The following is a 19732-nucleotide window of genomic DNA, read 5'->3' as shown; positions in this document are numbered from 1 at the left end:
ACAGGGACTGAACAAAGGGTTGAACGCCCGCGGCGCAAGTCTTCTACATCTACAATCACGTATGCGGTTTTTACAGCAGTCTCCGGTTCTCCTCAGTTTTCTTTTACAGGTCATCTCATGCCGTCTTCATTGCAACAATCCGTAGTTACCTTCCTTGATGCGGAACACGCCGCGCAAACACGTTTCCTGCAGGAACTGGTGCGAGTGCCGTCCGACAATCCGTCCGGCGATTGCGCCGCGCACGCCGCGCGCGCCCAAGCCTTGCTGGAGCAACTGGGTTTCGACGTGGAAGTGCACGTGGTGCCGGATGAGCTGGTCAAGGCCAACGGCATGATCTCGGCCGCCAACCTGATCGTGCGCAAGCGCTTCGGCAGCGGCGGCCCGACCATCGCGCTGAACGCCCATGGCGACGTGGTGCCGCCCGGCCTCGGCTGGAGCAAGGATCCCTACGGCGGCGAAATCGTCCAGGACGCCGAACACGGTCCCGTCATGTACGGTCGCGGCGTGGCGGTGTCGAAGTCGGATTTCGCCACGTACACCTGGGCGCTGCTGGCGCTGATCGCGGCGGAGAAAAATGGCGCTGCGCTCAACGGCGCCATCGAACTGCAATTTACTCATGACGAAGAAGCCGGTGGCGACATCGGTCCCAAATGGATTCTCGAGCAAGGCCTGAGCAAGCCCGACTACGCGGTATCGGCCGGCTTTGCCTACGGCATCACCTCCGCGCACAACGGCTGTCTGCATCTGGAAGTTACCGTCAAGGGCAAGCAGGCGCACGCCGCGATGCCGCACACCGGCATCGACGCCATCGAAGCCGCGAGCGGCATCCTGCAGGCGCTGTACGCCTATCGTGCGGAACTGGCGGAAAAGAAATCGGCCGTCGCCGGCATTGATCACGCCACGCTCAACGTCGGCCTGATCAAGGGCGGGATCAATACCAACGTGGTGCCGGATCTGGCGAGCTTCCGGCTCGATCGCCGCATGATTCCGGAAGAAGCGGGCTTCGACGCCGAAGGCGATCTGCGCCGCGTGATCGACGCCGCTGCGGCGCGTTATCCGGGCATTGAAGCCGGCGTGCAGCGCATCCTGCTGGCCGAGCCCCTGGCCGAACTGCCGGGTGTGGAGAAACTGATCGGCGCCTTCAGCCGCAATGCCGAAGCCATCCTGGGCGAGCCGGTCAAGGCCCACGGCGTGCCGCTGTATACCGACGCGCGTCACTACACCAGGCAAGGTATTCCGACGATCCTGTACGGCGCGGGTCCGCGCACGCTGATGGAGGCGCGCGGTCACAATTCGGATGAAAACCTGCGCCTCAATGATTTGTTGAAAGCCACCAAGGTGGTGACGCTGGCGCTGGCGGAGTTGCTGCAATAATCTTTCGCTGAAAAGAAAAACGGCGCCGCGACCAGATGATCGCGGCGCCGTTTTTCATGCGCTCGAATGATCGAATGCTCGAATGCTGGAACTAATGCGCTGCAGCGTACTGATCGAGCTCGGCAGTCAGGCGGCCTTTGTCGGCAGCTGGGAGGAAGCTGGCGTCGATGCCGTTGCGCGCCAATTGCACGATTTCTGCACGGGAGAGATCCAGCGCCGCCACGACGGCCAGGTAGTTGTCGTTCATGTAGCCGCCGAAGTAAGCCGGATCGTCGGAATTGACCGTCACCGCGAGACCCGCGCGCAGCAGTCGCGCCAGATTGTGCCTGGCCATGTCGTCGACCACGCAGAGTTTGAGGTTGGACAGCGGGCATACCGTCAGCGGCGTTTTTTCACGCACCAGGCGTGCCATCAGGGCGGGGTCTTCTTCGCTGCGCACGCCGTGGTCGATGCGTTCCACCTTGAGCACGTCGAGCGCGCCGATGATGTACGCCGGCGGACCTTCTTCGCCGGCGTGGGCCACCAGGTGGAAGCCGAGCTCCTTGCAGCGCGCAAAAACCTTGGCGAATTTCTCCGGCGGGTTGCCGCGCTCGGACGAGTCCAGGCCGATGCCGCTCCACAGGTCGCGGTATTGCTCGCGCAGCGGCAGCGCCGCGTCGAGCGTGACGAAGGCGTCTTCTTCGGAAAGATGGCGCAGGAAGGACATGATCATGGCGCTGGAGAAGCCATGTTCATCGCGTGCCTCGCGCAGCGCACGGGCGATGCCGGCGAACACCACGTCAATGCCGATGCCGCGTTCGGTGTGGGTCTGCGGATCGAAGAAGATCTCGGCATGGCGCACGTTGTCGGCGCGCGCACGCGCGATGTAGGCGGCGGTCATGTCGTGGAAGTCCTGTTCGGTCTGCAGCACGTTGGCGCCGGCGTAGTAGAGATCGAGGAAGGACTGCAGGTCGGTGAAGTCGTAGGCTGCACGCAGCGCATCAACCGAAGCATAGGGCAGCGCGACCTTGTTGCGCTGCGCCAGGGCGAATAGCAATTCAGGTTCCAGCGTGCCTTCGATGTGCAGGTGCAGCTCGGTCTTGGGCAGGGCTTCGACGAAGGAGCGCATTGCTGCGGACAGGGCGGGGGGAGCTGAGGTGGCGGAGGTAGTCATGGCTGGCCTTTGGTATTGAACTGGAACGATGGCGTATTTTCTCAGAAAGCGTCGTCGGGCTTCGAAAAACGTTCGTGAATTCTTGTCATTCAGGAAAACTAAATCACCTCAGTGCGGACTAAGAGGCAGCGCCGTCTCGAAGAAGGGGCTGGAATAATGTAAAGTTTTCGTGAAATGCGGCGTATCCGCGGTAATGCATGTTTTAATGCTGTGCCGTCAGGCGGACCAAAATAAATTGCACAAGCAAAACAGGAGCGGTCGGATCAGGTATGAAGAAGATTATTGCGACGACAATGACATGCAGCATGCTGGCGGGAGCAAGCGTAGCACTCACCGGCTGTTCGCTGTTTTTCTGGAAGAAGAAGGAAGACGCCAGCCTGGTGCCGTTCTCGACCATTCCGAGCAGCGCGTACCAGAGTTTTGTCAAAAACTGGGACAACAAGGCGCAACCGGTGCTGTGCGCGTTGATTCGCTCCCAGGCCGACTGGAATTACTGGTTCCAACCGGCGACGACGATGCGCTCCCAGCGCGCGTTGACGCCCTCTGAAGAATACTTCGAGACGCGCCAGTTGTTGCTCGCCACGCGCGTCATCCAGGCGCCCGACGCCGCCGAGCGCAGCCAGATCTTCAGCGCCGACAAGGTCACCATGCGGAACGGCGTGCTGAAGCTGGAATACCGCTTCGTCAAGCCGGTTTCCGGCGCAACCTATCAGGTCAAGGATTTCCTGCTGGTGGAAATTCCCAAGGAGCGCTACACCACCGGTCCGGTGGAGTTCATCGAAAACGGTTCCAAGGTGTGCCAGATCGCGCGCTGACGCTCTTGCCGCACTCTGCGCGACATCGACAAAAAGCCTGAGCCCTTGCTCAGGTTTTTTTTCGTTTTGGCGGGACGCTGGTTGCCAGTCGCCAAAAAAATCCCCTGCCGGTGTAATGACGTGCAGGGGAGGTGCAGAAAGGAACAGTATTGCCTTTGTTGTCGTCTTGTTGTCTTGTTGTTTTGACTATCAGTGCGTCATGCCAAGGAACTGTTGCAACTCCGGTGTCTTCGGATTGGCGAACAACTCTTCCGGCGGTCCGATCTCGTGGACCTTGCCCTGATGCATGAACACCACGCGGTCGCACACTTCGCGCGCGAAGCGCATTTCGTGCGTGACCATGAGCAGGGTCATGCCGTCGTCAGCCAGGCTGCGCACCACGGCCAGCACTTCATTGACCAGTTCGGGATCGAGCGCCGAAGTGATTTCGTCGCACAACAGCGCCTGCGGCTGCATGCTCAGTGCGCGCGCAATCGCCACGCGCTGTTGCTGGCCGCCTGAGAGCTGATCGGGAAATGCATCGAACTTCATGCCCAGGCCGACGCGCTCCAGGTTTTTCTTGGCCAGCTCGCGCGCTTCGGCTTCCGACGTGCCCTTGACAATCATCGGCGAGATCATCACGTTGCGGCCCACGCTCAGGTGCGGGAACAGGTTGAACTGCTGGAAGATCATGCCGACCTTCAGGCGCAGCGTCTTCAGTTCCAGTTCGCTGGTGCCGAGATAGGCGCCGGCCACGCTGATCGAACCTTCGTCGATGGTTTCGAGGCCGTTGATACAGCGCAGCAGCGTGCTCTTGCCGGAGCCGCTCTTGCCGATGATGGCGATGACTTCACCGGCATCCACGGACAGGCGGATGCCCTTGAGCACTTCGTTGTCGCCGTAGCGTTTTTTGACATCCTCAATGGCGATGAGCGGCATTGAATTTCCTTTCCAAGAATTGGCTGTACTTCGACAGCGGCCAGCACAGGGCAAAGTAAAAAAGTCCGACGACGGCAAACACGGTGAACGGCATGAAGGTCGCGTTGGTGATCACGGTGCCGGCCTTCGACAGTTCGACGAAGCCGATGATCGAAGTCACGGCAGTGCCCTTGATGATCTGTACGCCGAAGCCGACGGTAGGCGGAATCGCGATGCGCAACGCCTGCGGCAGGATGATGTGGCGCATCTGTTGCAGGTGACCCATGGCCAGTACCGAAGAGGCCTCCCACTGGCCGCGCGGAATCGCGTCGACGCAGCCGCGCCAGATTTCGGCGAGGAAGGACGCGCTCCACAAGGTCAGCGCCAGTCCCGCCGCCAGCCAGGCCGGCACTTCCAGTCCGAACAGCGCGAGCCCGAAGAAGATCAGGAACAGCTGCATCAGCAGCGGCGTGCCCTGGAACACTTCGATGTACAGCCTGGCGGCGCGTTGCAGGGCGCGGCGTTTGGAAATGCGCGCGAACAGGATCATCATGCCGACCACGCTGCCCAGCACGAAGGTCGCCAGCGACAGCAGCACGGTCCAGCGGCCCGCCAGCAGCAGATTGCGGACGATGTCCCACAGGGAAAAGGAGATCATGAAGCCCTCCGCGCAAAGATGAACTTGTCGCCGATCAGGCGCAGCAACTGCCGCAGCAGGATCGCCATCGCCAGGTAGATGGCGGTGGCCAGCAGATAGGCTTCGAAGGCGCGGAAGTTGCGGCCCTGGATGAAGTTGGCGGCGAACGACAACTCTTCCACGGCGATCTGCGAGCACACCGCCGAACCCAGCATGACGATCACGATCTGGCTCGACAGCGCCGGCCAGATCTTTTGCAGCGCCGGACGCAGGATGATGTGGCGGAACGCCTGCACGCGCGACATCGACAGGCTCAGTGCCGCCTCCATCTGGCCGCGTGAAATCGCATTGACGCCGGCGCGGATGATTTCCGTGCTGTAGGCGCCGAGGTTGATGACCATGGTCAGGATGGCCGCCTGCATTTCGCTGATCTGTATGCCGAGGCTGGGCAGGCCGAAGAAGATGAAGAACAGCTGCACCAGGAAGGGTGTATTGCGGATCAGCTCGACGTAGCCGCTGACGATGGGCTTGAGCCAGCGCGGTCCCTGCGTGCGCGCCCAGGCGCCGAAGATGCCGACGGCGATGCCGACGACGCCGCCGACCGCAATCAGCTCGACCGTGGTCAGCACGCCCTTGACCAGCACGTCGGTGTAATCGAACGCCGCGAGGAAATCAAAGTGATAGGCCATGTGGATGCATTTTCCGAGTATGGGTGGTGTGAATCACTTCCGCATGCAGGTCATCCGGACCCCTTCACGGGATCCGGTTCGTTGTGCGGATCAGAGCGTGGCCGGCAGCGGCAGACCCAGCCACTTGACGGTCAGCGCGCTCAGCTCGCCGTTCTTCTTGATCTCGGCGAGGACCGCGTTGACCTTGTCCTGCAGCTTCTTCTCGTCCTTGTTCAGGCCGATGAAGCAAGGCGAATCCTTGATCAGGAATTTGGTTTCAGGCTTCTTCGGCGGGTTCTTGGCGATGATGGCGGCGGCGATCACGTTGCCGGTCGCGACCAGTTGCACCTGGTTCGACAGGAATGAACTGATGGTGCCGTTGTTGTCTTCATAGCGCTTCACGGTAGCGCTGGCCGGCACGATCTTCGACAGTTCCAGGTCTTCCACCGAACCGCGCGTGACGCCGATGGTCTTGCCCGCCAGATCGGCAGGGCCGCTGACCTTCTGGTCGGCCGGACCGAACACGCCGTTGAAGAACGGTGCGTAGGCGGCGGTGAAGTCGATCACTTTTTCACGCTCGGCGTTCTTGCCCATGCTGGAGATGACCAGATCGACCTTCCTGGTTTGCAGGTAAGGCACGCGGTTGGCGCTGGTGACCGGGATCAGTTCGACCTTCACGCCGAGCTTCTTGGCGATCAGCGAGGCGACGTCGATGTCCAGGCCTTGCGGTTTCAGGTCGGCAGTGACCGAGCCGAACGGCGGGAAATCCTGCGGTACGGCGACGCGCAGCACGCCGGCCTTCTGGATGTCGTCGAGCGCGTCGGCGCGGGCAACGGAAGTGGAAATCAGCAGCGCGCCAGCCATCAGGCCAAGCAACAGTGTCGAGAGTTTCATCATGATTCTCCAAGTTGAGATGAAGTAAGGGAAATGGCTGAAGTAGCCTGCTTGTTGACGGAGCGCGAAGTCGTCTTTTTGCGCTTCGCGGGTGCTGCAAAAGCGTTGCCGACCACCGATGCGGCCGACACTGCGGACACCGGCGCCAGCGCCTGGCGAAGCGGCGCCAGCGGGTCGTTGACTTCGGCCTTGTTGAGGCCGGCTTCGACGTGCTGCAAATGGTCGTGCATCAGTTGCTCGGCTGCGGCCAGGTCGCCGCGTTCGAGCGCCGCGACGATGTGGACGTGTTCGGCGCAGGAGTCTTCGGCCTGCTCGGAAGACTGGTGCAGCATCGCGGTCAGCGTGGTGCGTGCAGTGAGGTCGCGCAGCGTGTCCGACAGCAGCGTGTTGCCCAGGCATTCGCACAGGGCCACATGGAAGTCGCCGAGCAGATAGGCGCGCGCGCCGACGTCGTCGCCTTCAATCGCGGCCTGTTCGCGGTTGATATGGTCGCGCAGTTGCCCGATGGCGCTTTTGGTAATCGGTCGTGCGTGGCGCAGCAGCCCGAGTTCGATCACGCGACGCGCCTCGAAGGCTTCACGCGCGTCGCTCGGCGACGGTTCGATGACGAACCAGCCGCGCCGCGCGCTGACGGTGACGATGCCGCGCGTGACCAGGCGCGTCAGCGCTTCGCGCACCAGCGTGCGGCTGACGCCGAACAATTCGGACAATTGCTGCTCGCCCAGGCGCGTGCCGGGGGCAAGCTGCTTGGCGAGGATCGCTTCCATGATGCGGTTGGCGATCTGGATCGAGGATTTAATGGCGTCGGTGCTCATATCCATCATCTGAGCAATATGCATGCCAATCTTGTATACCAGATTGACGTACAGAAAGAATGCATCGGGCGGGAAGGTGCCGCCAGCTGCAAAGCCTTTGCTGTCATGGCATTGAGCGGCTGAACCAGGCCGCGGCAGGGAAGGTGATGATTCGATTTGGCGCATTGCCCATCCCTGCCTTGGTGCATTTTTGGCGAGGTCTTGTATATCAGTTCACGGCGGCTCACTACTGCGGCGCAAAAAAAAGCCGCCGGTGCAACCCGGCGGCTTGGTGTTCTGCCTTTAAGGCTGCGCTTCAGTTTTTTGAAGTTTCCAGCGAAACATCGCTGTCGGCGGACGGCGGCGTCAGCAATATCGGCTTGGCGCTCTTGCGCGCGCTGCGGGCGCCGAGCGCGCCGCCTTCATACGGCACCCGACCTGACGGCACCACGGCGGATGCCAGCTCGACATGGCCTTCCTGGTCGTCGAAGAACATGTGGGCGCCGAACGCGTGCAGCACGTCCGCCTTGGGCAGGCCGCCGAGGAAGAAGGCCTCGTCGACGGTGACGTTCCAGGTGCGCAGCGTGTGGATCACGCGTTTGTGCGCCGGGCTGTTGCGCGCGGTGACGATGGCGATGCGCACCGGGCAGGTCTCCGGCGTGAACTGCTTCTGGATTTCGGCCAGGGCGAACAGCAGCTTGGCCAGCGGGCCTTCCTTCATTGCCTTGTTGCGGTGGCGTTGTTCGTGACGGACGAAAGCCTCCAGGCCTTTTTCAGCATAAATCTGTTCCGACTCCCGCGAGAACAGCACGGCGTCGCCGTCGAAGGCGATGCGGATCTGGTTTTCCGGGGCGACGTAATTGGTCGGCGCGGTATACAACTGCGCCGCAGCGACGCCGCCGTCGATGGCGGCCTGGACGTCGCTCTTGTCGCGCGAGAGGAAAAGATCGATCTTGAATGCTTCGAGGTAATGCACGATAGGTTCGCCGCCGGTGAAGGCCGCGCGGCTGATGTCGAGCTTGTGCGCCTCGATGGCGTTGAAGGCGCGCAGGCCGGTGTCGGGCGAATTGCGCGAGATCACCACCACTTCCACCAGGCGGCGGTCGGGGATCAGCGTATTGAGACGGAGCAGGGCCTTGACCAGCGGGAAGGCCGTACCCGGTTCAAGCGGATCGTTTTCATGCTGGCGCTGGTAATCGCTGTAGGCGGTCACGCCCTCGGTGTCGTAGATGGCGTTTTCGTGTTCGAGGTCGAACAGCGCGCGCGAGGAAATGCCGATGACCAGCATGCCGGAAAGATCGTAAGCCATGTCTTATATAAGCAATTGATGAGCGATGAGGAGTGTTTGTGCCGCGAAACTGATCTGCGCAGTGTGCCACAGATGGAATTCGGTCCCCAGTTTTGTAGCGATTTGGCCGCATGCAACATCGGCATGGGATCTGGAGCGGCAGCTTTTCTCGCTATTTGTTAACTTTGTCTGGCAACATCACGCATATTGCCTGCTTCTTTGTCGCGTGTTGTCAAAAAGTATTTTTCGGTCGCGGATTGCAACGCGTTACATAAATTTGTATGATGACCGTATAACTTATTTAAAAGACCCAGAGACAAGCATGTTTCAGAAGATCCCGGTACAGGCGCTCAGCGACACGGTAGCGCGGCAATTGCTGGAAAAAATCGACCTCGGCGCCTTTCCGCGCGGCGGCAAGTTGCCGACCGAGGCGGTGCTGGCGCAGGAGTTCGGCGTCAGCCGCACGGTGGTGCGGGAAGCGCTTTCCCGGCTCAAGCATGAAGGCCTGGTCGAGCCGCGCCAGGGCAGCGGCGTATTCGTCACGGAGCAGGCCGGCATCAAGCCGCTGCGCATCGATTACACGGAGGTCAGTTCTCCCGAAGCAGTCTTGCAGATCGTTGAATTGCGTCGCGCCATCGAAGCCGAGGTTGCCGCGCAGGCTGCCAAGCGCCGTACCGACGCCGACATGGCGGCGATTGACGCCGCGCTCGCGCGCATCGGCCAGGATGTCCGCGAAGGCAGCGACGGCGTCGCCGCCGACGTCGCGTTCCACCGCGCACTGGCGAGCGCCACGCGCAATCCCTATTTCATCAAGACGCTGGAGTTCCTGAGCCAGTATCTGGAAGCGGCCACCAGCGTCACGCGCGGCAACGAAGCGCGGCGCGACGACTTTTCGCGCCAGGTGCGCGAAGAGCACGAAGCCATCGTCGCGGCGATTCGCGCCGGTGACGAAATGGCCGCGCGCGCGGCCGCGCAGACGCATATGTTCAACGCGGCAAGGCGACTGAGCCAGGCCTGAAAATCTCGACGATTCAACCATTTCCAACCAGGCGCAGTAAAACGAGAGGCCATCCGGTCCCGGCCAGCGCCGTTAAATTTATCGGAGTCGACAATGTCAAAAAATGTAGGTGTGATCGGTTTGGGCGCCATGGGTCTGGGCGTTGCCCGTTCTTTGCTGCGCGCCGGTTTCAAGGTGCACGCCTGTGACGTGCGCAAGGAAGTGCTCGACAAGTTCGCAGCCGACGGCGGCATCGCTTGCGCCTCGCCTGCCGAGATGGGCAAGGCAGTCGACGTGATCATCACGCTGGTGGTCAACGCCGCGCAAACCGACACCGTACTGTTCGGCGAGAACGGCGCCGCTTCCACATTGAAGCCGGGCAGCGTGGTGATTTCGAGCGCCACCGTGGCGCCGGATTTCGCTGTTGCACTGGGCCAGCGTCTCGCCGAAAAAGATCTGCTGCTGCTGGACGCACCGGTGTCCGGCGGCGCCGCGCGCGCCGCATCGGGCGAGATGACGATGATGACCTCCGGCCCCGCCGAGGTCTACGCCAGGATCGAAGACGTGTTGAAGGGCATGGCCGGCAAGGTCTATCGCCTGGGCGACACGCACGGCATCGGTTCCAAGGTCAAGATCATCAACCAGCTGCTGGCCGGCGTGCACATCGCCGCATCGGCGGAAGCGATGGCGCTGGGCCTGCGCGAAGGCGTCGATCCCGATGCGCTGTACGAGGTCATCACGCATAGCGCGGGCAATTCGTGGATGTTTGAAAACCGTGTGCCGCACATCCTCAAGGGCGACTACACGCCGTTGTCGGCGGTCGATATTTTCGTCAAGGACCTGGGCCTGGTGCTCGACACCGCACGCCGCAGCAAATTCCCGCTGCCGCTGTCGGCCGCTGCGCATCAGATGTTCATGATGGCGTCCACCGCCGGCCACGGCGGTGAAGACGATTCCGCCGTGATCAAGATTTTCCCCGGCATCGACCTGCCGCCGTCAAAACAGTAAAACAGTAACCAAGCAATCCGGAGTTCATCATGTCTCAAGCCAAACCTCTGCTCGGCTGCATCGCCGACGACTTCACCGGCGCCACCGACCTGGCCAACATGCTGGTGCGCGGCGGCATGCGCACGGTGCAAACCATCGGCATTCCCGAACAGTTGCCGGCGGTCGCCGCCGATGCGCTGGTGATCGCGCTGAAGTCGCGCACGATTCCCGCCGCCGAAGCGGTCGAACAATCGCTGGCCGCGCTGCGCTGGTTGCAGCAGCAAGGCTGCACGCAATTCTTCTTCAAGTATTGCTCGACCTTCGACTCGACCGACGCCGGCAACATCGGCCAGGTGACCGACGCGCTGCTGAAGGAACTGGGCGCCGACTTCACCATCGCCTGCCCGGCCTTCCCCGAAAACGGCCGCACGATCTATCGCGGCTACCTGTTCGTTGCCGACGGCTTGCTCAATGAATCAGGCATGGAAAACCATCCGCTCACGCCGATGACCGACGCCAACCTGGTGCGCGTGCTGCAACGCCAGACCGAATCCAAGGTCGGCCTGGTGCGCTACGACACCGTGGCCAAGGACGCTGCTGCCGTGACCGAGCGCTTCACCGCGCTGCGCACCGACGGCGTCAAGATGGCGATCGCCGATGCGGTATCGGATCGTGATCTGTATGTGCTGGGCGAAGCTTGCGCAGAATTAAAATTGGTCACCGGCGGCTCCGGCATCGCGCTCGGCCTGCCGGAGAATTTCCGTCGCGCCGGCTTGCTGCACGCCAGCGCCGAAGCCGCGCAACTGCCGCAGGTCGGCGGTTTGTCGGCAGTGCTGGCCGGCAGCGCATCGAAGGCCACGAACGCGCAAGTCGCCGAATGGACGGCCACGCATCCTGCCTGGCGCATCGATCCGTTGGCCCTGGCGCGCGGCGAAGCCGTGGTGGCGCAAGCATTGGCGTTCGCCGATGAACACATCAGCAAGGAAGCGGTGCTGATTTACGCCACCGCCACACCTGACGAAGTCAAGGCGGTGCAAAAGGAACTCGGCGTCGCCAAGGCCGGACATCTGGTCGAACAGGCGCTGGCAGATATCGCCAGGGGTCTGCGCGAACGCGGCGTGCGCCGCTTCGTGGTGGCCGGCGGCGAAACTTCCGGCGCTGTCGTGCAGGCGCTCGATGTGCGTGCCTTGCGCATCGGACCGCAGATCGATCCGGGCGTGCCGGCGACGGCCACGCTCGACGACCAGCCGTTGGCGCTGGCGCTCAAGTCGGGTAATTTCGGCAGCGTCGATTTCTTCGAGAAGGCGCTGCGCTTCCTCGCCGGAGAAACGCAATGAGTCCGGGCGTGAGCAAGGAAAGCCAACTGCGCGAAGAGATCTGCCGCACGGGCGCCAGTCTCTACCAGCGCGGCTATACGGTCGGCTCGGCCGGCAACATCAGCGCACGTCTGGATGACGGCTGGCTGATCACGCCGACCGACGCCTGCCTCGGTTTCCTCGATCCGGCGCAGATCGCCAAGGTCGACGCCGCCGGCAACCGGGTCTCGGGCGACAAGCCGTCGAAGACGCTGGCGCTGCATCGCATGGTCTACGACAACAATCCGGAGATGCACGCCGTGGTGCACACGCACTCGACCCACCTGGTCAAACTGACGATCACGGGCGTGTGGTCGCAGGACGATGTGCTGCCGCCGATCACGCCGTATTACGTGATGAAGGTGGGGCACATCCCTTTCATCGCCTATCGCCGTCCGGGCGATCCGCTGGTCGCTGAACAAGTGAAGCAACTCGCCGGCAAAGTGCGCGGCGTGCTGCTTGAGCGTCTCGGCCCGGTAATGTGGGAGAGCTCGGTTTCCAAGGCGGCCTGCGCGCTGGAAGAGCTCGAAGAAACAGCCAGGCTGTGGCATCTGGCGGGCGGCAATGTCACGCCGCTGGACGACGCTGCGCTGACCGAATTGCGCGAGGTATTCAACGCGCGCTGGTAGCCGCTGATCCATTGCGCGGTTGAGCGCTACGGCTTCAACAAGAACAAAAGCCAATTCAACGGGGACACCGGTTCAGGCCGGTATCCCGGCCGCAGCATTCACTTTTTTTCGCCAGCCACGCACCGCCCGATTTTGTATCAGCACGTCAGATTTTTAAATTGCCTGCTTTTTTAAAGCAGGCATCGTAAGAGCCGCTAACAGAACGTCGCCGGCAAGGCGCGCCGACGAAGACAGTACGAAAGTACCTTGGTTAAGCTGAACCGGGAGAAGCAACGCCGCCAGCGGCGTTTTGTTAGCGGCTCTAAACCAGCGGCCGTGGGAGCGGCTGCATATCAACATAATCAACAGGAGATTGTCGTAGCATGACTGCATCAACCAACATCGGCGCCGCACCGGCTGTCAACACCAGCGCCAACGAACAAGAACAGAACCGCGTCTACGCCAAGGTATTCTGGCGCATCATGCCTTTCCTCATGCTGTGTTACGTGATCGCCTATCTCGATCGCGTCAACGTCGGCTTCGCCAAGCTGCAGATGTCGGTCGACCTGGGCTTCAGCGAAACCGTCTTCGGCCTCGGCGCCGGCGTGTTCTTCCTCGGCTACTTCCTGTTCGAAGTGCCGAGCAACATCCTCATGCACAAGGTCGGCGCGCGCGTCTGGATCGCCCGTATCATGATCACCTGGGGCATCCTGTCCGCCGCCTTCATGTACGTTGAAACGCCGATGCAGTTCTATGTGCTGCGCTTCCTGCTGGGCCTGGCCGAAGCCGGTTTCTATCCCGGCATCATCCTGTACCTGACCTACTGGTATCCGTCGCATCGACGCGCCAAGGTGATCGCCGTCTTCATGTCCGGCATCCCGGTCGCCGGCATCCTCGGTAACCCGCTGTCGGGCTGGATCATGGACGCCTTCCACGGCACCACCGGCATGCACGGCTGGCAATGGATGTTCGTGATCGAAGCGGTCCCGGCCGTGCTGATCGGCCTGGCCACGCTGGCGTACCTGGACAACGGCATCGCCAAGGCGAAATGGCTGAGCGCCGGCGAAAAGAAATTGCTGGAAGATGAAATCGCCTCCGACCAGAAGGGCAAGGAAAGCGTGCATTCCTTCGCCGATATCGTCAGCGACAAGCGCGTCTGGCTGATGTGCCTGATCTACTTCTGCTTCGTCATGGGCCAGTACGGCCTGACGCTGTGGATGCCGACCCTGGTGAAAGCCACCGGCGTCACCGGCAACCTGCACATCGGCCTGCTCAGCGCGATTCCGTTCGGCTGCGCCATCATCGCGATGAACCTGATCGGCCGCAGCGCCGACGCGCGCCGCGAACGCCGCTGGCATCTGATCGTGCCGGCGCTGATGGGGGCAGTCGGTTTCGTCGGTGCGGCGCTGTTCGCCGACAACACCGCAATTTCGATCGCCGCGCTGTCGCTGGCCGCTGCGGGCGTGCTGACTTGCGCACCGCTATTCTGGTCGCTGCCGACCTCGTTCCTGTCGGGCGCCGCGGCCGCTGTCGGTATCGCCGCCATCAACTCGGTCGGCAACCTGGCCGGTTTCGTCAGCCCGTACCTGATCGGTTACCTCAAGGACCTGACCCACAGCGGCGCGACCGGCATGTACATGCTGGCGATCATGCTGGTGATCGGTTCTGCTGCGGTGTTGAAGACTTCGCCGAAGCTGGTGAACAAGTAAGTTTCACACTAGACTTATCCGGCGCGCACTGTAGCAAGTGCGCGCCACTATTCCAAGGAGACCACGATGCTGCGCTTTGCCGCCAACCTGAGCATGATGTACAACGAGCATGCTTTCCTCGATCGCTTCGCCGCTGCCGCCAAAGATGGCTTCAGCGGCGTCGAGTTCCTGTTTCCCTATGATTTCCAGCCGGAAGAAATCCGTTCGCGCCTCGACGCCAACGGCCTGACGCAGGCGCTGTTCAACGCACCGCCGGGCGACTGGGCGGCCGGCGAGCGGGGCATCGCATCGCTGCCCGGCCGCGAAGACGAATTCAAGCGCAGCATCGAGACCGCGCTGAAATATGTCGAAGTCATCGGCAACAAGACGCTGCACGTGATGGCCGGCCTGATCCGTCCCGACCAGGATCGCGCCAAACATCGCGCGGTCTACATGGACAACCTGTCGTACGCCGCCCATCATGCCGACCTGGCCGGCGTGACCGTGGTGATCGAGCCGATCAACACGCGCAACATCCCGGGCTTCTTCCTCAATCGCCAGGACGACGCGCAAGCCATCTGCGCAGAAATCGGCGCAGAGAATCTGAAGGTGCAGTTCGATTGCTACCACTGCCAGATCGTCGAAGGCGACGTCGCCGTGAAGTTGAAGCGCGACATGGCCGGCGTCGGTCACATCCAGGTCGCGGGCGTGCCGGAGCGTCATGAGCCGGATATCGGCGAGCTGAACTATCCCTACCTGCTCAAGCTGATCGATTCGCTGGGCTACAAGGGCTGGATCGGTTGCGAGTACGTGCCGGCGGCGGCGACCTCGGACGGCCTCGGCTGGCTCAAGGCACTGGCGGCGCAGGGGCTGACTGAGCTGAAGCCGCGCTGATCAATCGAGGCGGTGAAGAACCGGTTCTTCACGGAAAAGATGTGAAGAAAAAAAGCGGGGCGTTCCTGACGGAACGCCCCGCTTAGTTTTTTTATTCTTACCGAATGTCTGCTGACTGCTCTCGCCAGTTAATCGTTCGGGTGAATCTGCTTGGTGACGCTGCTTTTATCGTGGCACTTGATGCAAGTCGCGTAATGCCAGATCGCAGGAAGCGGAATCTTGTAGCCGTGTTTCTGGCCACAAGCCAGACATACCAATTCGCCTTGCTCGGGGATATTCATGTTGTGCTGCTATGTGATGATGGTTGTTCGAAGTCGCGGAGCCGTCCTTTGGAAGTTAATGATAGTTAAGAAAAAACATTAACCAATGACAACAGTTCACAGACTGGTGTTGATTCTACCCTTGATTGGAAAAGCCTGCCGGGGAGCGGCATCGTTCTAATATGGTTTGACATGGGATAAAGCGGGGACTCCATGTTAAACACGATTACCGCAGTTCGCTTGATATCCCATCCTCCTTTCCTTTGGGATAGTCGTTTTCAGAAAGCACTGTGGTGGCTTTCTACAGAACGAGATACGCCGGGCAACTCATATGGTGGTGAACTGACACAAAAAACCATAGGGGAAAGTTGTTGTTGAAAGATAATTTATTGCAGTTAGTTGGTGAACTTCAAGACACGAGTCCACAAATATTCTGTATCCTTCATTGCCCTAAATTCGCCAAAATTACATAACAAGGTACCCATCCATGGTCAATGATCAGATTCCCCCTCCGCTAAAAAGCGAGGAAGCCTGGTTAAATCGCCATTTGAAAATATTGCTGATTGTCTATTCAGCGGCCCATTTACCTATGTTGGCTTTTTTTGATGCGCGTTTTTGGGATGATTGGAGCCTGCACAAAGCAGCTCCTGAAACGATACTCTCCGTCTTTGGTCAAGGGGGATCACCTTGGGTCGGCTATCTGCATATTGCGATGCAGCAAGCTGGCGGATGGTCGTATCTTGCGCTGACATTTCTGGCGTTCTTCGTGACTGTAGTTTGTGTATTTGAAATCTTGATGCGCCTTAGTGTGGGTGCGTCAGGTTCGTTCTGGATTGCCGCCTTTGTTGCTGTTCTCCCGGTAAACTACGCACGGATAGCGGAAATTTCTCTTCCCAGTACATTGGCGTTGACCATTTTCATGGCGTCATGGGTGACATTGTTGTCCTCGTGCAGCAATCGCCCTTTCTTTTACCGAGCAATCGCGTTGACGGGATTTTTTATATCGTTTCAGATAGGCTCTTTGATTGTCTTTTTTGCAATTCCATTTGTAACTTATCTTTATGTCCGTTGGATGCAAGAGGTTAGCAAAGGTTGCAGATCTGGGTTGAGTATAATACTGGGGGCTGCCGACCTGATGGCGTTGCCTTTTGTGTACTGGTATGTCAAATCGGTGTATTTCAAGCCGTCGGGCATGTTTCAGGACGGTTACAACGTTCCCGTACTAAGCTTGGAGACTTTTGCAAAGCCCATTTTTTCGATCCTTGATTTTTTCAGTGGCGGCGGAATGGCTATTGGGTCGGGGGCTATCGTTGTAGTCATGGCGCTGACATTTTTGTTGGGCCGAATGTCAGGCTTGTGTCCAAAATTTGATGGCAAAGGCTGGAAGCAGGGCTTAGTTTTTATTTTAGTTGGAATTTTGGTCAGCTATATCGGGGTATTTCCATACGCAGCGGTTGGAAAGTTGCCTTCGTTTTCTGACTGGACGCAAACCAGGCATCAATTTCTCCTGATGTTTGGTCTTGCCATAACTATCTATGGTATCGCCTCATGTTGTGTAAGAAAAATTAAAACAGAGGCTTATGGTGCGGCCGCGTTGATTCCCTTGTTTTTTGTCTTAATGTTTATTGGGAACTGGTGGCAGATATATTCAGAATTTTACGTTGATACTTTAAAGCAGCGAGCGATTGTCGCCTTGATGAAGCGATCCCCGCTGGGGGCGGGTGGAAATTTCATCATCTTGGATAATACAAAATTAAGTGCCTTTTCCACTCATACAGGGTTTGGTGAATACGCAGCAATTCATGCGAACGTCAGTTCGTCGCACGACTCTTTAGTTTTGGATTATCAGGCGGTAGGAGAATATGAGGGCTGGGAGCGATTTGTGGGCGCGTACAGTAAATTTCTTGGCGTCTGGTCCAAGACCGAACGTGTGAATTTAGAGCTTAAGCCCTCGTTCTATGTCTTGAATTCCACTGTCAATCCAGATGATAAAATAAAATACTCGCTTGCAATGTCGCTGATGCGTATGTTTAGTAACAAAGACGAGGCAGAAATTGTGGGAAATCTTTTATCTCTGGATGGGCCATTCTCAACGCAGCCAAGATTGCCGAGATGACCAAAAAAGTTGCCATTCTCCAGTCTAACTATATTCCTTGGAAAGGGTATTTTGACATGATCGCTGCCGTAGATGAATTCATTCTCTACGACGACATGCAATACACGCGGCGTGACTGGCGTAATAGAAATCAAATTAAAACCCCGCAAGGTGTGCAGTGGTTGACAGTTCCTGTTCAAGCCAAGGGTAAGTATGACCAGAAGATCAGGGATACAATCATCGACGGTTCTGAATGGGCTGGATCGCATTGGAAGACTTTGGCGCAGAACTATAGCCGTGCGGCACATTTTGATGAGGTGGCGATATGGCTGAAACCTCTATACCTTGCTGAGTCTTATACCCATATTTCTGAGTTGAATCGCCGCCTCATCGAAGCTGTTTGTCAATACATGGGTATCAAGACCATCATTTCCAGCTCATGCAGCTATAGTTTAATTGACGGCAAAACAGAGCGTCTGGCGGATCTCTGCAGGCAGGCGGGAGCGACGGAGTATATCTCTGGCCCTTCGGCAATAAATTACGTTGAAAAAAATGCATTTGAAGACCTGAACATGAAGTTGACATGGTTTGACTACGCAGGCTATCCGGAATACCCGCAACTCTGGGGAGAGTTTGCCCATGGGGTCTCTATTCTCGATCTATTGTTCAACTGCGGTAAGGATGCTCGCCGATATATGAAATTTCCCCCCCAATGAAGCTTTCAATTGTTGCTACGCTCTATCAGTCTGCTGAATATATTGCTGAATTTTATCGGCGAGCTAGCGCTGCCGCCAGGCAGCTTGTAGGCGAGGATTATGAGATTGTTTTTGTCAACGATGGGTCGCCCGACAACAGCGTCGAGCTTGCGGCACAACTGACAGAAAGTGATGACCATGTGGTCGTGGTGGATCTTGCACGCAACTTTGGGCATCACAAAGCGATGATGGCGGGGCTTCAACAATCGAGTGGCGACAAGATTTTTCTGATAGATAGCGATCTCGAGGAAGAGCCGGAATGGTTGATGACTTTTTCGGAAAGGATGGCAGCGGAGAAAGCGGACGTCGTCTACGGTGTGCAGAGCCGGCGAAAAGGTAATTGGTTTGAGCAATTCAGCGGTTACCTTTTCTACTCGCTGTTCAATTTGCTCTCCAACATCGATCATCCTAGAAATCTCGTCACTGCGCGTTTGATGTCCAGGCGCTATGTGAATGCGCTTTTGCGTCACGGAGAGCGTGAGTTGGTCATCTCATGTTTGTGGGTCATCACTGGATTCAAGCAGTGCGCGCATCCGATCAAGAAGCATCAAACAAGCAAATCGACCTATGGTTTTTTCAAGAAACTCAATCATCTTGTGAATGCCGTTACGTCGTTCAGTGAGGCACCGCTGAAGATGATTTTTTTCTGCGGTATCGCGGTGCTTTTGGCTGCTTGTACCTACGCATCGTGGCTAGTTGTGAACCGTTTCTTCATGGCGCGGCATATTGATGGCTGGACGTCCATCATGGTGTCGGTCTGGATACTTGGCGGATTAATCATTTCATTCATCGGCGTTATCGGAATCTACCTAGCTAAAGTATTTTCGGAAACCAAACAGCGTCCATATGTCATTGTCAGGGAAGTATATGGAAAACCAAAGCTCTAACATCAACAGCAGCTACGAGCGGCACTATGCCGAAAGAGCCAAGGCCAAGGTCTATCCAACGGAGTTCGTTGTCAGGACCATGTTGGCAACATATCCGAAATTGGACTTCATCAAGCCGGTGCCTGGCAATACCATTCTTGACGTAGGTTTCGGTGATGGTCGCAATACGGTTCTTCTGTGCGATAGTGGCCTAGAGGTCAGCGGTATTGAAATTACGCAGGGAATTGTCGATCAAGCCAACGCACGGATGAAAAATCTGGGGCACCGTGTTGATTTGCGCGTCGGACGCAATAGCAGCATCCCTTTTGGGGACAGCTATTTTGACTATATTTTGGCTTGCCACAGTTGCTACTATTGTGATGAAGGCCAGACCTTGCAAGACAATCTCAAGGAGTATTCCCGAGTGCTGAAACCAGGCGGGTTTGTGATTGCCTCTGTGGCTAACAGGTCCTCCTATATTTTCGAAGGTGCCAAAGAGCTTGCGGACGGCTCTCTGGAAGTCGCCAACGATCCCTACAATAATCGCAATGGCTACCGCTTGCATGGATTTTCCAATACGGCAGACATAGAAAACTATTTTTCCCCGTTATTTAACAACTTCTCTTTCGGCGCCGCCGACAACGACTACTACGGCATTTCAGAACGAGTGTTTTGGGTTATATGCCAGAAAAAATAAGAAGCGACAC

General features: G+C 58.4%; 20 protein-coding genes. 12 read left to right on the top strand and 8 right to left on the bottom strand.

What is annotated here, in order from left to right:
* Nucleotides 1-117 precede the first annotated feature (117 nt).
* Nucleotides 118-1374, top strand: coding sequence for a M20/M25/M40 family metallo-hydrolase (locus DXT88_RS15070; RefSeq protein ID WP_265214691.1), 1257 nt, complete (start codon nucleotides 118-120; stop codon nucleotides 1372-1374).
* A 91-nt stretch (nucleotides 1375-1465) separates the two neighbouring features.
* On the opposite strand, the gene DXT88_RS15065 is transcribed toward DXT88_RS15070, so the two are convergent.
* Nucleotides 1466-2527, bottom strand: a complete 1062-nt coding sequence (locus DXT88_RS15065; RefSeq protein WP_265214690.1) for an adenosine deaminase — start codon at nucleotides 2525-2527, stop codon at nucleotides 1466-1468.
* Between the two features lie 269 nt (nucleotides 2528-2796).
* Here DXT88_RS15065 and DXT88_RS15060 point away from each other — a divergent pair, with 269 nt between their 5' ends.
* Nucleotides 2797-3342 carry a hypothetical protein gene (locus tag DXT88_RS15060; RefSeq protein WP_265214688.1) on the top strand — a complete coding sequence of 182 codons (546 nt, stop codon included), beginning with the start codon at nucleotides 2797-2799 and terminating at the stop codon, nucleotides 3340-3342.
* A gap of 189 nt (nucleotides 3343-3531) precedes the next feature.
* Here the strand turns inward: DXT88_RS15060 and DXT88_RS15055 are convergent, their stop codons facing one another.
* The 6 genes from DXT88_RS15055 to DXT88_RS15030 form a co-directional block, all read right to left on the bottom strand.
* Nucleotides 3532-4260 carry an amino acid ABC transporter ATP-binding protein gene (locus DXT88_RS15055; RefSeq protein ID WP_116434342.1) on the bottom strand — a complete coding sequence of 243 codons (729 nt, stop codon included), beginning with the start codon at nucleotides 4258-4260 and terminating at the stop codon, nucleotides 3532-3534.
* On the bottom strand, nucleotides 4241-4897 hold the full coding sequence (locus DXT88_RS15050) for an amino acid ABC transporter permease (RefSeq protein ID WP_265214684.1): 657 nt from the start codon (nucleotides 4895-4897) through the stop codon (nucleotides 4241-4243). The genes DXT88_RS15055 and DXT88_RS15050 overlap by 20 nt, the downstream gene beginning before the upstream one ends.
* On the bottom strand, nucleotides 4894-5565 hold the full coding sequence (locus DXT88_RS15045; RefSeq protein WP_016834815.1) for an amino acid ABC transporter permease: 672 nt from the start codon (nucleotides 5563-5565) through the stop codon (nucleotides 4894-4896). The genes DXT88_RS15050 and DXT88_RS15045 overlap by 4 nt, the downstream gene beginning before the upstream one ends.
* Before the next feature lie 90 nt (nucleotides 5566-5655).
* Nucleotides 5656-6438, bottom strand: a complete 783-nt coding sequence (locus DXT88_RS15040) for a transporter substrate-binding domain-containing protein (protein ID WP_016834814.1) — start codon at nucleotides 6436-6438, stop codon at nucleotides 5656-5658.
* Entirely contained in the window at nucleotides 6438-7253 is an 816-nt protein-coding gene (locus tag DXT88_RS15035) for a GntR family transcriptional regulator (protein ID WP_265215228.1), read from the bottom strand. Before DXT88_RS15035 ends, DXT88_RS15040 begins: the two co-directional genes overlap by 1 nt.
* A gap of 295 nt (nucleotides 7254-7548) precedes the next feature.
* Nucleotides 7549-8541 (bottom strand): 5'-nucleotidase, encoded by a 993-nt coding sequence (locus DXT88_RS15030; RefSeq protein ID WP_265214682.1) that lies wholly within the window; start codon nucleotides 8539-8541, stop codon nucleotides 7549-7551.
* A gap of 301 nt (nucleotides 8542-8842) precedes the next feature.
* Here DXT88_RS15030 and DXT88_RS15025 point away from each other — a divergent pair, with 301 nt between their 5' ends.
* The 6 genes from DXT88_RS15025 to otnI all read left to right on the top strand — a co-directional run bounded on the left by DXT88_RS15025 (nucleotide 8843) and on the right by otnI (nucleotide 15049).
* Nucleotides 8843-9538, top strand: a complete 696-nt coding sequence (locus DXT88_RS15025; protein WP_265214680.1) for a FadR/GntR family transcriptional regulator — start codon at nucleotides 8843-8845, stop codon at nucleotides 9536-9538.
* 51 nt (nucleotides 9539-9589) lie between these two features.
* Nucleotides 9590-10525: an L-threonate dehydrogenase gene (gene ltnD / locus DXT88_RS15020; protein ID WP_321161118.1), complete on the top strand. Its 936-nt coding sequence runs from the start codon at nucleotides 9590-9592 to the stop codon at nucleotides 10523-10525.
* A 29-nt stretch (nucleotides 10526-10554) separates the two neighbouring features.
* Nucleotides 10555-11841, top strand: coding sequence for a 3-oxo-tetronate kinase (gene otnK, locus DXT88_RS15015; RefSeq protein ID WP_265214676.1), 1287 nt, complete (start codon nucleotides 10555-10557; stop codon nucleotides 11839-11841).
* Nucleotides 11838-12488: a 3-oxo-tetronate 4-phosphate decarboxylase gene (gene otnC, locus DXT88_RS15010; RefSeq protein ID WP_265214675.1), complete on the top strand. Its 651-nt coding sequence runs from the start codon at nucleotides 11838-11840 to the stop codon at nucleotides 12486-12488. Before otnK ends, otnC begins: the two co-directional genes overlap by 4 nt.
* 362 nt (nucleotides 12489-12850) lie before the next feature.
* Nucleotides 12851-14176 (top strand): MFS transporter, encoded by a 1326-nt coding sequence (locus DXT88_RS15005; protein ID WP_265214673.1) that lies wholly within the window; start codon nucleotides 12851-12853, stop codon nucleotides 14174-14176.
* A gap of 66 nt (nucleotides 14177-14242) precedes the next feature.
* Nucleotides 14243-15049 (top strand): 2-oxo-tetronate isomerase, encoded by an 807-nt coding sequence (gene otnI / locus DXT88_RS15000; RefSeq protein ID WP_265214672.1) that lies wholly within the window; start codon nucleotides 14243-14245, stop codon nucleotides 15047-15049.
* Between the two features lie 128 nt (nucleotides 15050-15177).
* On the opposite strand, the gene DXT88_RS14995 is transcribed toward otnI, so the two are convergent.
* The gene (locus DXT88_RS14995) at nucleotides 15178-15330 is read right to left on the bottom strand and encodes a hypothetical protein (RefSeq protein WP_016834768.1); all 153 of its coding nucleotides are present in this window, start codon (nucleotides 15328-15330) and stop codon (nucleotides 15178-15180) included.
* 466 nt (nucleotides 15331-15796) lie between these two features.
* On the opposite strand from DXT88_RS14995, the gene DXT88_RS14990 reads away from it, so the two are divergent.
* From DXT88_RS14990 to DXT88_RS14975, 4 genes are read left to right on the top strand one after another with little or no spacing between them, the layout of a single operon-like run.
* Complete coding sequence (locus DXT88_RS14990) at nucleotides 15797-17425, top strand: hypothetical protein (RefSeq protein ID WP_265214669.1); 1629 nt, start codon at nucleotides 15797-15799, stop codon at nucleotides 17423-17425.
* Nucleotides 17422-18120 carry a WbqC family protein gene (locus DXT88_RS14985; protein WP_265214668.1) on the top strand — a complete coding sequence of 233 codons (699 nt, stop codon included), beginning with the start codon at nucleotides 17422-17424 and terminating at the stop codon, nucleotides 18118-18120. Before DXT88_RS14990 ends, DXT88_RS14985 begins: the two co-directional genes overlap by 4 nt.
* Nucleotides 18117-19046, top strand: a complete 930-nt coding sequence (locus DXT88_RS14980) for a glycosyltransferase family 2 protein (RefSeq protein WP_265214666.1) — start codon at nucleotides 18117-18119, stop codon at nucleotides 19044-19046. The genes DXT88_RS14985 and DXT88_RS14980 overlap by 4 nt, the downstream gene beginning before the upstream one ends.
* Complete coding sequence (locus DXT88_RS14975) at nucleotides 19027-19722, top strand: class I SAM-dependent methyltransferase (RefSeq protein WP_265214664.1); 696 nt, start codon at nucleotides 19027-19029, stop codon at nucleotides 19720-19722. The genes DXT88_RS14980 and DXT88_RS14975 overlap by 20 nt, the downstream gene beginning before the upstream one ends.
* Nucleotides 19723-19732 lie beyond the last annotated feature (10 nt).

This window comes from Herbaspirillum lusitanum (assembly GCF_026127345.1).
Classification (GTDB): domain Bacteria; phylum Pseudomonadota; class Gammaproteobacteria; order Burkholderiales; family Burkholderiaceae_D; genus Herbaspirillum; species Herbaspirillum lusitanum.
This window is presented reverse-complemented; position numbering and strand designations above follow the sequence as displayed.